General features: G+C 31.4%; 9 protein-coding genes. 7 read left to right on the forward strand and 2 right to left on the reverse strand.

Annotated elements, in window-relative coordinates; translation table 11 throughout:
• The first annotated feature begins 287 nt into the window (after positions 1 to 287).
• On the forward strand, positions 288 to 1,985 hold the full coding sequence (locus JNO63_RS02075) for an alpha-keto acid decarboxylase family protein (protein WP_203126750.1): 1,698 nt from the start codon (positions 288 to 290) through the stop codon (positions 1,983 to 1,985).
• Positions 1,986 to 2,028: 43 nt separating this feature from the next.
• Here JNO63_RS02075 and JNO63_RS02080 read toward each other — a convergent pair whose 3' ends face one another.
• Together JNO63_RS02080 and JNO63_RS02085 are read right to left on the reverse strand one after the other, a co-directional pair.
• Positions 2,029 to 2,793 carry a type III pantothenate kinase gene (locus JNO63_RS02080; protein ID WP_203126752.1) on the reverse strand — a complete coding sequence of 255 codons (765 nt, stop codon included), beginning with the start codon at positions 2,791 to 2,793 and terminating at the stop codon, positions 2,029 to 2,031.
• Entirely contained in the window at positions 2,794 to 3,540 is a 747-nt protein-coding gene (locus tag JNO63_RS02085; protein ID WP_203126754.1) for an ECF transporter S component, read from the reverse strand.
• A 216-nt stretch (positions 3,541 to 3,756) separates the two neighbouring features.
• Between JNO63_RS02085 and JNO63_RS02090 the strand changes: the two genes are divergently transcribed.
• The 6 genes from JNO63_RS02090 to JNO63_RS02115 all read left to right on the forward strand — a co-directional run bounded on the left by JNO63_RS02090 (position 3,757) and on the right by JNO63_RS02115 (position 13,829).
• Entirely contained in the window at positions 3,757 to 4,464 is a 708-nt protein-coding gene (locus JNO63_RS02090; protein WP_203126756.1) for an isoprenyl transferase, read from the forward strand.
• The gene (locus tag JNO63_RS02095; protein WP_203126757.1) at positions 4,451 to 5,227 is read left to right on the forward strand and encodes a phosphatidate cytidylyltransferase; all 777 of its coding nucleotides are present in this window, start codon (positions 4,451 to 4,453) and stop codon (positions 5,225 to 5,227) included. Before JNO63_RS02090 ends, JNO63_RS02095 begins: the two co-directional genes overlap by 14 nt.
• Before the next feature lie 9 nt (positions 5,228 to 5,236).
• The gene (gene rseP, locus JNO63_RS02100; RefSeq protein WP_203126758.1) at positions 5,237 to 6,256 is read left to right on the forward strand and encodes an RIP metalloprotease RseP; all 1,020 of its coding nucleotides are present in this window, start codon (positions 5,237 to 5,239) and stop codon (positions 6,254 to 6,256) included.
• Between the two features lie 9 nt (positions 6,257 to 6,265).
• Entirely contained in the window at positions 6,266 to 7,327 is a 1,062-nt protein-coding gene (gene ispG / locus JNO63_RS02105) for a flavodoxin-dependent (E)-4-hydroxy-3-methylbut-2-enyl-diphosphate synthase (RefSeq protein WP_203126759.1), read from the forward strand.
• Positions 7,317 to 11,441, forward strand: a complete 4,125-nt coding sequence (locus tag JNO63_RS02110; RefSeq protein WP_203126760.1) for a PolC-type DNA polymerase III — start codon at positions 7,317 to 7,319, stop codon at positions 11,439 to 11,441. Before ispG ends, JNO63_RS02110 begins: the two co-directional genes overlap by 11 nt.
• Positions 11,442 to 11,600: 159 nt before the next feature.
• The gene (locus JNO63_RS02115) at positions 11,601 to 13,829 is read left to right on the forward strand and encodes a hypothetical protein (RefSeq protein WP_203126761.1); all 2,229 of its coding nucleotides are present in this window, start codon (positions 11,601 to 11,603) and stop codon (positions 13,827 to 13,829) included.
• Position 13,830: the final 1 nt, after the last annotated feature.

Below are 13,830 nucleotides of genomic sequence, written 5' to 3' on the forward strand. Positions count from 1 at the left end.
GAAATTAGGATACTTATCACCGGTAGAATATAGAAGAAGGAATGCTGCTTAAAAATAGATTTTCCCCTAGGGAAAAGTACAAACAAAAACATCAGACACAGATATAAATCTATGCCTGATGTTAAGTCCAACTTTTTGGGGTCACCTTAGAAATTTGGGAGTTTTTTTAATGCCAAAATTAATATTTAAAATTTATAATGGTTCATTAACTTGATATTTTTTGGTAAAGATTGCTATATTGGGTATAGTAATTAATAATGATAATCAACGAAAAGAAAGGAATAATAATGAAAATTACAATAGGAGATTATATTCTTAAAAGACTTAAAGAATTAAATATAAAACACATTATCGGGGAACCAGGTGACTTTAACTTAGAATTCCTTGAGCAAATTTCAGAAGATAAAGACATAGAATTTGTAGGTATGTCTAATGAGTTAAATGCTGCATTTGCGGCCGATGGGTATGCAAATGAAAATGGAATTTCAGCTTTAATGACTACTTATAGTGTAGGGGACCTTAATGCTCTAGGTGGTATTGCAGGATCTGTTGCAGAACACAGACCAATTATAATTATTTCTGGTACTCCACCTCTATTTGCAATGAGAGAAAGAAAAATGACCCACCACACATTAGCCGATGGAGATTATGAAAATGTTCGTCGTGCTATGAATGAATTTGTGGATGATTCTGTTTTAATTACTCACGAAAATGCAAGATATGAAATTGATAGGTTAATTGAAAGAGCCGTAACATACAGCAAGTCTGTAAATATTGAGCTACCTTCAAATATTGCTTACCTTGATATTAAAATCGAAGATGATTTAAAACCAATTGAGAAAAAGAAAACTAAATCTGATGATGAAAGGCTAGATGCAGCGGCTAAAAAAATTGCAGAGAGATTTGTAAATGCTAAAAATCCAGTTGTTTTAATTGATGAAGCTGTTGATAGATATGATGTAGCTGACAAAGTGCTAGAATTAATCGAAAGATCCCAAGTACCATTTGCAGTTCTTGCAACAGCAAAAGCATATTATAATGAATCTCATCCGTTATATTTAGGGATCTATCAAGGTGAAGAATCAGATAAGGGTGTTCAAGAAAAGGTTGAAAGCTCTGACTTTCTAATTTCAATTGAGCCAGTGTTTATGCAAGCAAATAATGGGGAATTTACATCAAAATTACCAGAAGATGCAATTATTATCAATGCAGATTATACAAAAGTAGGCGAAGAAATCTTTGAAGCGGTTTATGTAAATGACTTAGTAGAACTTGGTCTACAAAACATTACACAAAGAGAAAAAATCGAAAGTGTAAATAAGACAAAAGAAAAAGAATACAAATTTGAAGCTGATAAACTAATTATGCAAGAAGATTTCTATGCACAAATTGCAAGATACTTTAAAGAAAATGATGTTGTTTATGGAGAAACTGGTACAGCTAGTCATGGGCTTACAGAAATAAAAATTCCTGATGGAGTAAAACTTGTAAGAAGTCAAATTTGGGGATCAATCGGAGCCATGCTTCCAATGCAAATGGGTGGTATGCTAGCAAGTCCAGAAAAACGCCACATACTATTAATAGGAGATGGTTCCTTCCAAGTAAGTGCTCAAGCCCTATCAAGAATGATTTATAATAAACAAAATCCAATTATTTTCCTAATCGATAACGACGGATACACAATTGAACGTTATATCATGGGCATGAAAAGAGATTATAACGATATACCAAAATGGGATTACTCATTACTTCCACAAGCATTCAGTAAGGGTCAATCAAATATGAAAACTGCTGAGGCAAGAACACAAGGAGAACTTGAAGAAATTTTAAAAACACTTGATGATGTAAATGAAGGAATAATAATCACTGTTTATATGCACCAAGAAGATTCACCAGAAGTAATGGTAGATTATGGTAAAAACAAAGAAGACTTTAACTTTGGTGAAAGAGGACCTAAAAACCCAGAACCAGACTTTAAAGCTTAATAATAGTATTAAAAAACTGCAGATTAATTTCTGCAGTTTTTTATTAATTTAATTTATAAATTTTTTGTAAGCCGTAAAGTCCTAGATTTTCTATTATTTCAAAATTATAATTTTCTATATTTAAAATATCTACAAAAGGACCGGTAAGGATTATTTTTAACTTATCAACTTTTAATTTATTTTGGATGACTATTCTATCTATTATTCCATTTATAGAAAAATTATAAGAATGATAAATCCCGTTTTGTATTGCCTTTTTTGTAGAATTTCCTAAGACTTTATTACTTTTTAAAATTTCAACTTTTGGAAGCCTAGCGCTTTGTTCATTTAATGATTTTGCATATAAATCAATACCTGGTAAAATAACCCCGCCCAGAAATTGATTTTGGCTGTTGATAAAATCTATTGTGGTTATAGTTGCTGCAGAGATTATTATTAAATCATTTTCAAAATTATTTACTCCGACAGCTCTAATTATCCTATCAGATCCAACATCTTTTGGATTTTCACATTTTATGTTAAGACCGGTTTTAACGCCAGAAGAGATTAATATAGGTTTTTTTCCTGTAATATTTACAGCAATTTTTTCAAAAGTATATGCCATTTCTGGAACTACTGTTGAAATTATAATATCATCAATATCTATAAAATAAATATTATATTCATTTAACATCAACTTAATTAAGAGATTAAGCTCATCTACGGTTTTATCTTGATCGGTCTTAAAATTAAAATTTGCTATTAAACCTTCCTCATCAAATACCCCAAAACTAGTAAATTTATTATCTATGTCAATTGCAAGTAACATTTATCTCCTCGCTTTTAAAACTGCTTTTATTACTCCACTTGTAATAATTATTGATAAAAATGCCTCTGGCAAACCGGATGTGATAGATACACCAAGTATGGCTGACCTGGCATTTTCTAATGGGATATTTAAAGCTTCTACATATTTTTGAGCATAAATTAAATATATCCCAGTTAAAACTAATATAGTATTAGTCATTGATCCGACAAAGGCACCGATAGCTATAGGAAAATCTTTGGTTGCTGTTTTATTAGAATAATAAAATAGGCCTAAGCAAACTATAATTAAAATTATTACTAAAATAATATTTACTTTTGAAGCCCCGTTTTTAATATTTTTGTACAAAATAAAAGCTAAAAATATCAAAAGTAAGGACCAAAGTATCTTTGATGCAGTTTTTAAATTTTTATCATCAAACTTCTTAACAGATGTGTAAGCATAATAAGAAGTAATTCCTATTAAAATACGCGGAATGACTGAAATCAGTGGATTGTAAAATACAAAAGAAATAGGTGTTGGCCTTATTACTGCATTTATCAGAGAAAAGACTCCAAAAATAAGTCCGACAAGTCCCCCAACAACAGGACCTTCTACAATTGCTGCAATAATAACTGGAATATGCATTGTTGTTGCATTTATGATCCCTAAAGGAATAAGTCCAAGTGGGGTAAGTCCTAAAACAATAGTGATAGCACCAAGAACTGCAGCAGTAGTTAATTTTCTGCTGGATAGAGTTTTTTTATTCATTTTTGCCTCCTGATACGGTTCGATATAGATACCGTTCTATTTATAACTCTTGATTTTAATTTTTATACTAGCTAGGATCAAAGGTATCCTGCCTAAAAAATCTAAACCAATCCGATTATAACATAAGAAAAAATATTGGTAAATAATTGCAAAGTGGATTCCAAATTTTGCTTTAAAAAATGGTATAATATTGCTAGACTTTTAGAAGAGGGAATTATGGATACTTTAAATACACCAAATCACCTTGCAATTATCTTAGATGGCAATGGACGCTGGGCTAAAAGACAAAATAAGCCAAGAACTTTTGGCCACAAAAAGGGGGCGGAAAATGTCGTGGATATTGCAATTCATGCAAAAAAACGTGGGGTAAAATACCTTACTTTATATGCTTTTTCTACTGAAAACTGGAAAAGACCAGCTAGTGAAGTGGATTATTTAATGAAGCTGTTGATAAAATTTGTTGAAAAAAAGATAGATCAGCTTATGGAAGAAGATTGCAGAATTAATTTCTTGGGAGATTTGTCTGCCTTACCAGATGCAACACGTGATGCAGTTAACAAGGCATTAGAAAAAACAAAAAATAATAAGTCTTTGTTTATAAACATCGCCCTAAATTATGGGGGCAGGGATGAAATTGTCTATGCTGTAAAACAAATTGTTGAAAAAGGATATAGTCCTGATAAAATCACAGAAAATTTAATTTCTGAAAATCTTTATACTGCTAGTATTCCTGATCCAGATTTATTGATCAGACCGGGGGGAGAATTACGCATATCAAACTTTTTGATATATCAAATTGCCTATTCTGAATTATATTTTACTGATGTTTTGTGGCCAGATTTTGATGAAGACGAGCTTGACAAGGCTCTTGAGGCTTTTGCAAATAGAAATAGAAGATTTGGAGCACTTGATGAATCTAATTAAGAGAACTTTGGGTGGGGCTATAATCCTTCTTGTGTTATTTGCAATCACATATTTTGGCAAAATCAGTCTTGCAATTGGATTTACAATTTTTTCGCTAATTGCAATAAAAGAGCTAACAGATGCCTTTTGTAAAATAGGATTTAGATTTAATAAGCCCTTGCTTTATTTTTCTAATTTATTAATTATGGCAGCAAGTTTTGCCAAGGAAAGAGAACTTTTTGCAGTTAGTATCACCCTTTCATTTGCAATTATATTTGGCATATTAATCTTTGATGAAAAAAGAAATTTAGATGATATACTAGTACATATATTTATTTTAATTTATGTGGCAGGACTTATGGGCTCTATTGTAAAAACTCATGATACAAGATATTTATGGATGCTATATCTTACTGCTTGGGGTTCTGATACCTTTGCTTATCTTACTGGATCTCTTGTTGGTAAAAGAAAAATTGAATCAGTAAGTCATATTAGTCCCAATAAAACCTTGGAAGGATCAATTGGCGGGATAATTGGGGCTGTGATTTTAAATTTAATTTATAATCACTATTCTGGACTTCATTTAGATATTAGTTTAGTAATTATATTTTCAGCACTAGGTGCTATACTATCGCAAATTGGTGATTTGGTAGCATCATATATAAAAAGAAAGACAGGAATAAAGGACTTTGGAAATCTTATTCCAGGTCATGGGGGGATCATGGATCGCTTTGACTCTATGATATTTATCGCTCCTTTATTTTATTTATTTTCTGTTTTGTAAGGAGGAGAAATGGGAACAATTATTATTGCCCTTATAATGTTTTTAGCCTTGGTAACCATCCATGAGTTTGGACATTTTATTGTGGCAAAATTATCAGATATTAAAGTAAATGAATTTGCTGTTGGCATGGGGCCTGAAATATTTAGCAAGCAAAATGGTGAAACAAAATATTCGCTACGTGCTTTGCCTATCGGTGGATACTGTGCCATGGAGGGTGAAGAAGAATCTTCGACTGATCCAAGAAGCTATGACAATGCGCCTGCATTCAAAAGATTTTTGACTATACTTGCAGGACCAGTCATGAATTTACTTTTAGCAATTATAGTTTTTACTATTGTAGTATTTAATACTGGAACAAGTACAAATTTTGTTGGGGGTTTTGCTGAAAATTCACCTGCAAAAGAAGCTGGAATCAGTGTTGATGATGAGATAGTCTCTATAGACAATAAGGAAATTAAGGAATTTACTGATATTTCAAATGTACTTAGAGATTATTATGCTAGCAACGCAAAAGACAAAGCAGTTGAAGTTAAAGTAAAAGATACTAACAATGGAGAGACTAAAAATTATAATATTACACCAACTTTTGAAAATGATATACCACTTTTAGGTATCACTTCAAAAATGAGAAATGTTAGTTTTCTAGAGGCCGTTGGTCTAGGAGTTAGTGAGACTTGGCGCAATTTCAAAATGATATTTAATATTTTAGGCATGCTTATAACTGGAAAGTTATCATTTGGTGCCTTATCAGGACCGGTTGGTGTAGTAAAGGAAATTGGCAACCAAGCTCAAAGTGGGATTATGAATGTTTTATATTTCTTATCCTACATTAGCGTAAACCTTGGTGTTTTCAATTTGATACCATTCCCAGCCCTTGATGGATCAAAGCTTGTAACCAATCTTTATGAGATGATTACGAAAAAAAGGGTTAACAAAAAAATTGAAGAAAGAGTTACTATTGTTGGTTTTATAATATTAATCAGTTTGATATTAATAATCACAGTTAAAGATATATTTACACTTTTTTAAGGAGATGTAATGAGAAAAGAAACTAGAAAAATTTATGTAGGAGATGTTGCAATTGGAGGTGACTCTCCTATTTCTATCCAATCAATGACCACTGCAAAAACAAGTGATATTGATGCTGTTGTCAGCCAAATAAATGCCCTAGAAGAAGCAGGATGTGATATTTCAAGGTCAGCCATAAATGATATGAATGATGCAAAAGCAATTAGTGAAATCAAAAAAAGAACTAATTTGCCATTTGTTGCTGATATCCAATTTGACTACAAACTTGCCCTAGCTGCAGTTGAAAATGGTTGTGATTGTCTAAGATACAATCCAGGAAATATTGGTAGCGAGGATAAGGTACGTGAAATTGTAGAAGCATGTAAAAGCAAAAATATTCCAATAAGAATTGGTGTAAATTCTGGTTCTATTTCCCGTGAAATAGTAGATAAATTTGGTGGAGTAAATGCAGATAGCCTAGTAGCTAGCGCTATAGAAGAGATAAAAATCCTAGAAGATATGGATTTTTATGATATGAAAATATCTGTAAAATCATCAGATGTAAATATCATGATAGATGCTTATAGAAAATTGTCTTCATTAGTAGATTATCCACTTCATTTAGGAGTGACAGAAGCAGGACCACTTTACCAAGCCCTTGTAAAATCATCAATAGGTATTGGATCTTTACTAAAAGATGGTATTGGAGATACAATCAGAGTTTCAATAACTGGCGATCCAGTTGAAGAAATCAAAGCTGGAAAAGCAATTCTAAAAGCTTTAAATTTACGTCGTGATGGTTTAGATATTGTATCTTGCCCAACTTGCTCAAGAACTACAGTTAACCTTGAAGAAATAGTAGCAGAAGTAGAAGAAAAAGCTTCTGGATTAAATATCGACGCCAAAGTAGCCATTATGGGTTGTCCAGTAAATGGACCTGGCGAAAGCAAGGAAGCCGATTATGGAATTTCTGCTGCAAATGGTATGGGTTTCTTATTTAAAGATGGAAAGACAATTAAAAAAGTAAAGGAAGATGAAATAGTAGATACACTTTTAGATGTATTAAAAGAAAGCTATAAGAATGAAGATTGATTTAAGCAGATTTGTTGACATCAAAGAAAATGAATACACTATTACAAATGCAATATACTATAAAAATACCAATGAATTAAAATTAACTGTTGAGTCAGACCTAGATCATTTTGATGATAAGGTAAGGGTAGAGCTTGATGATTTTTTATCCTTTGTAACACTCACAATTGAATTTGTAAACTTATCTCCAGATATTAATGAGGATGTATGTGGCAATGAAGTTGAGCCTGACATAAACGAGGTAGAAATTATCGAGGATAAGGACTTAGGTTCAAAACCAAAAGAGCTAGTAGAAAATATTTCTGAAAATTGTGAGCAAGATGCTGTCTCAGATCTTCTAAATCAAAAAGAAAAAGATCTTCAGGCCCGTATAAGCCATGCTATAAACCTTAGCCATAAGGAAGAAAAAAAAGAAATCGAACCTGTTGATGGTCTTGATTATGGTGGCAAGATAAAAAATGATGTGATTCCCATAGCAGAAATTTATGATAAAAAGGGATTACGTGTTTCACTAATCGGTACTGTTTATAATCTTGATGTTTTTGAAACCAAAAATCATTATTTTATCTATACATTTGACCTAGAGGATAGCACTGATGCTATTTCTTGTAAGATATTCTCATCTGAAAAAAATAAAGAAAAGCTAAGACTTTTAAGAGATGGCGTTGCTGTGCAAGTTGAGGGTGTACTAAATTATGATGATTATGCCCACGAAGAAATTTTTACAGCAAATATTTTAAAAGAAGCACTTATCAGCAAAAAAACAGATACCGCCTATGAAAAAAGAATTGAATTAGAAGTTCATACAAAGATGACAAATCTAGATGGTTTTGTAGACAATACTGATATTTTAAAAGTTTTAACAGATTGGGAATGGGAGGCAATTGGTATTACAGATACAGAAACCTTACAAGGCTTGCCAGACTTATACGATGCAATAAGTAAGACTGGAAAGAAAATGTTGCCGGGTGCTGAACTTTTGCTTGTAGAAGATGAATTAAGAATTTTAACCAATCTTTCATCTAATCCTGTCCCAACTACAAAAGATATAAAAGACCAAGAATTTGTAGTTTTTGACTTAGAAACTACAGGTCTTTCAAGATTTGCCGATAAAATCACAGAAATAGGTGCTGTTAGAATAAAAAATGGAGAAATCACAGAAGAATTTAATGAGCTAGTAAATCCAGAACAATTAATCCCAGAAAAAGTTATTGAACTAACTGGTATTACAAATGAAATGGTAATGGATAAGCCAAAAATCGATGAGGTTTTGCCTAAATTTTTAAAATTTGCGGGTGATGCAATCCTAGTCGGACAAAACTCAGACTTTGATATTGGTTTTGTAAGAGAAAACGCTAGAAACTTAAAGCTAAATTTTGATCCTATTTATATGGATACTTTGCCTATGGCCAGAGCTCTTTTTGAAGATATGGGTAGATTTTCCCTAGATAAGATTGCTAAAAAATTAAATATTCCATCCTTTAACCACCACAGGGCAAGTGATGACGCAAGAGCTACAGCTCAAATTTTTATAAAAATGTATGAAATGATAATGAAGCAAGATCTTGATTTATCAACTATAAATAAGCTTGAAACTCATTATCCAAAGTCAAAATATGAAAACTTTTCTGCCCTTGTTTATGCAAAAAATGAAATCGGTCTAAAAAACTTATACAAGCTAATTTCAAAATCAAGGATGAAAAATTTTAATAATGAAGCAAAGACACCGATATCTATCTTAAAAGAGCATAGGGAAGGTCTTATAATTGGTAGTGGTGGACATGAAAGTATGCTTTTTAAGTATCTACTTGATGGCTATCCACAAGAAAAGATTGATGAATTAATAGAATTATTTGACTTTTTCCAAGTTGAACCACTTGGCATCTTTGCCGATGAAGTTTCTAAAGGTAGGGTTAGGAATCTTGACCAAGTCATAGATATAAACAAAAAAATAATTGAACTAGGAAATGCAAATAATAAATTAGTGGTAGCTACAGGTGGGGTAAGATATTTTAAACCAGATGATTATATATTAAGAAATATCCTTCATAAAGGCCAATATTTTAGATATCATGAAAACAAACCACTATATTATCTTAGAACTACAAATGAGATGTTGGAAGGTTTTTCATATTTGGATAAGGATACGCAAAGAGATATTGTAATTATCAATCCTAAAAAAATTGCTGATGAGATTGAGGATATCAGACCTATTCCTCCTGGTACTTTCCCACCAGTAATTGATGGGTCAGATGAAAAACTTCGAAATACTTGTTTTGAAAAAGCCTACTCAATCTATGGAAATCCACTGCCAAAAATTGTAGAAGATAGACTAAACAAAGAGCTTAATTCCATAATTTCAAATGGATATGCAGTTCTTTATATAATTGCAAAAGACCTAGTAGGGAAATCCAACGAAGACGGTTACTTAGTAGGATCTAGAGGATCGGTTGGTTCTTCTTTTGCGGCAACAATGGCAGATATTACAGAAGTAAATCCATTGTCGCCTCATTATGTTTGCCCAAACTGCAAACACAGTGAATTTTTTGAAGAAGATAGGTTAGGGGCCGGAATAGACTATCCAGATAAGGATTGTCCAAAATGTGGAACTCCTTTAAGAAAAGATGGGCACAATATCCCATTTGAAGTTTTCTTAGGATTTGAGGGAGATAAGGAGCCAGATATAGATTTAAACTTTGCTGGTGAATACCAACCAACCATCCATAGATTTACTGAAGAATTATTTGGTGAGGGCAAGGTATTTCGTGCAGGAACCATAGGAGCTATCCAAGATAACACGGCCTTTGGTTATATCAAAAAATATTCTGAAGAATACCATGAAGAATTTACCAATGCTCAAATTAGAAAACTTCAAAGAGGGCTTAAAGATGTAAAAAGAACTACAGGCCAACACCCTGGCGGACTTATAGTCGTGCCAAATGATATAGATATCTTTGATATAACACCTATCCAGTATCCAGCAGATGATCCGGCAGGTGATATTAAGACAACCCATTTTACCTACAATATGATGCATGAAACTTTATTAAAGCTCGACTTACTAGGCCATGATGTGCCCTCCATCATCCGTGCCTTACAAGATTTAACAGGTACAGATCCACTCAAAATAAAAATGGGTGACCCAAATGTAATGAAGATTTTCTCATCAACGGATCCCTTAGATATAAAACATGATTTTTCAAATAATGAAATAGGTACCTTGGGAATTCCAGAATTTGGTACAAATTTTGTAAGGGGCATGCTTAAAGAAACTTATCCAACAAAGTTTTCAGAAATGACCCGTATATCAGGACTATCCCATGGTACAGATGTTTGGAATAATAATGCCAGAGATCTAATTATGGCAAAAATTGCAAACTTTAATGAAATCATCTCAACCCGTGATGACATAATGAACTCCCTTATCCAGCAAGGTCTTGATAAGAAAAAGTCTTTCCAAATCATGGAAATTGTTAGAAAGGGTAGGGCTTTATCAGAAGAACAAGTAGATTATATGAGAGATAACGGTGTACCTGAATGGTATATAGAATCTTGCCTAAAAATAAAATATCTATTCCCAAAAGCTCATGCTGTAGCCTATTGCTTGATGAGTTATAGAATAGCTTATTACAAAGTTTATTATCCAGCAGCATTTTATGCAACATACTTTAATACAAAAGTTAATGATTTTGTATATTCAATAATAATAAATGGTCTAGGATCTATCCAAACAGCTCTAAGTAGTTATAAAGAGAGATTTGACTTAACTGCAAGAGATGAAAATATCAGAAAAGTATTAGAAGTTGCAGAAGAAATGTATGCCCGAGATATTAAAATTGATAAGGCTGATTTGTACAAATCAGATGCTATAAAATTTATCTTAAACGAAGAAAATGGATATTTAATTCCACCTTTAAGTTCTGTAGACAATGTATCAGAGGCTATGGCTCTAGATATAGTAGAAGAACGAGAAAAGGGAGAGTTCATATCTATTGAAGATTTTAATAAAAGAACAAAAGTAAATAAAAATGCCCTAGAAAGCCTAAAAACTTTTGGAATTATAGATGGCATCCAAGAAGAAAATCAAATGAGCTTATTTGATGGGATGTTTTAGTTTTAAACTGCTATTTTTATAATAGCAGTTTTTTTGTTTTAATTTTTTTATTTAGAATTTCTAATATATATTTTGATAAAACTAAAAATGATTGACTCACTATAAGTAAGGTGTTATACTAAACATAACACACTGGTGCTATTGAATTTGGAGGTTATTATGAAAAGGAGTGCAAGTTACAAGTTACTTATAGTTTTGATAGTCATACAATCAATAATATTTGCTGTAGTAACAAGCCTTTATTTAGATCAAAAATATACGGAAAACTTTGATAATTTAGTTAGCGATTACAAAGAGATCTCTATAAATAATATTGATATAACTAAAGGCAATGAAGTAGGAGATTACATAGATGATTTTTTAAAGGAAAACCAGGCCTTAATGATAAAAAAAGTCGAAGGTACTGACTATACTGGAAAAAAATTAGTTCATGGCTATTGGATGAGTGGGAACTATGAGGCTAATAAAGAAAAATTAAATTTAAAGTTTTTGGATAAGCAATATGCTTCAGATAATAGTTTTAAAAATTTAGATAAGGGTGGGACTATTGGTCTGCTAGGAGGAGATTATAGTATGATAGAGTCCACTCCTAGATTTATTTTAGGGGATAGTTATTTTTTTATAAATTTAACCGGAACTGGAAAAATTGGAGGGTTTAATGGTGAATATAAGCTAGTTGGCCTAGACGATGAAGGTGTAAATAGATTTTATGAAGGATTATCTAAGGTAACCGGACTAAGTGTAGATGATATTAAAACCTCAAATGGTGGATCAGCTATAATGGGAGGTGGATCTTCCCTTACCTTTATAATTATTTATGCAGTATTAACTTTAATAATTATAACAATTTTAACTACTACAACAGTATCGTCCTTAAAGAATATGGGAGTTTACCTCCTTCAAGGTTGGTCTAAAAAATCTTATATAAAAAGTATATATAAACCTGTAAATAAAATAGCATATTTTTCACCACTTTTATTTATTCCCTATGGCTTTATCTTAACTATGGGAAGCTTTAATACTTTAAAATTTTACTCGGTATTTTTGCTAGCAGGGATAATAAATCTAGCTATATTTTTACTTTTTGAATTTTTAATATCACTAATCTTAAGAACTGTTAAGCCAATAGATGCTATCCATGGCAGGACATCAAAAAAGGGCTTACTTATTTTTGGCATAATTTTATTTATGATATTTAATACTTCAACAAGTGCCTTATCCTTTATGGATATAGATAATATGATAATCGAGTTAAAAGATCAGATAGTTACTAAAAATGAATGGGAAAATGTATCTGATTATTATGTAAGTACTTCTTTTTACGAAGGAGATGATTTTGAGGGTGATCACTCTCGTACTCCTATGAGTTTTCACAGAGATTTTTATAAATTTTATGAGTCTATAGAAAATGATGATGGAGTTAAATTTATAAGTACAGACTTTCGTAGAAAAAATTGGAATAAAGAAGTGAAAGAAATGGGGCTATATAATCATGCACCTAATTTTTCTTATCTCTTATTTACTGCTAATAAAAATTATATAGAAGATGATATGCAAGTAAAAGTGACAGATGAAATGGAAAATTTTGCTAATGAAGGTTATAGAGTTTATCTGATACCAAAAAGTTTTTCAAAAGAAGATAGAAAGTCCTTGGAGACATCTTTAACAGAGATGGATGAAAAAATGTTTCTTGATGACACTGATGATAGCGATAGGGAAAATTTTGATATAAAGTTTAAAGGGATTAAGTTCTTTAGCTATGATAATAATAAAGATTATTTTGCCTATCCAAGCAACATTGATGATGAAATGTTTGGTGAAGAATTTCCGGTTACATCTAAAAATCCAGTTATAAACTATGTTAATACTAATAATATGAGTGTTCTTGAAACATTAAATTTAGTAACTGGTGGAGAAACTAATTCAGAAATAAAATTAAATCAAGAGGCTTATGATAAGTTTGTAAATAATGAATACTATAAAAAATATAATATTGATGATAATAAACCTGAATTTGTTCAGATAAGAGAACTGATAGGTGGCATGATTAGAAGTCTAACCCAAGCTATCTTTACATTTTTATTAGTTGGCTTACTGTTTTTTGGGATATCGGCAGCGATATTATCTGCACTCATAAACCTTTATAGGGAGATATACCTAGAAGAAGTAAATATCAAAAAGTTCTTAGGCTATGATAATAAAAAAATATATAAGCCAATTTATATAATGGTGATAGTTGCAAGTATTATAAACTTAATAATTGCAATATTTAATGGGTCAATATTTGGTATATGCTTTGGTATCATTTTTGCTTTAATTGAGCTTATACTATTAAGAAAGTTTACCAATAAAAATCAGTTTGAAATGTTAGTAGAGTTTTTAAAATAGG

The sequence above is a fragment of the Anaerococcus sp. mt242 genome, assembly GCF_016798225.1.
In the GTDB taxonomy this organism is placed as follows: Bacteria; Bacillota; Clostridia; order Tissierellales; family Peptoniphilaceae; genus Anaerococcus.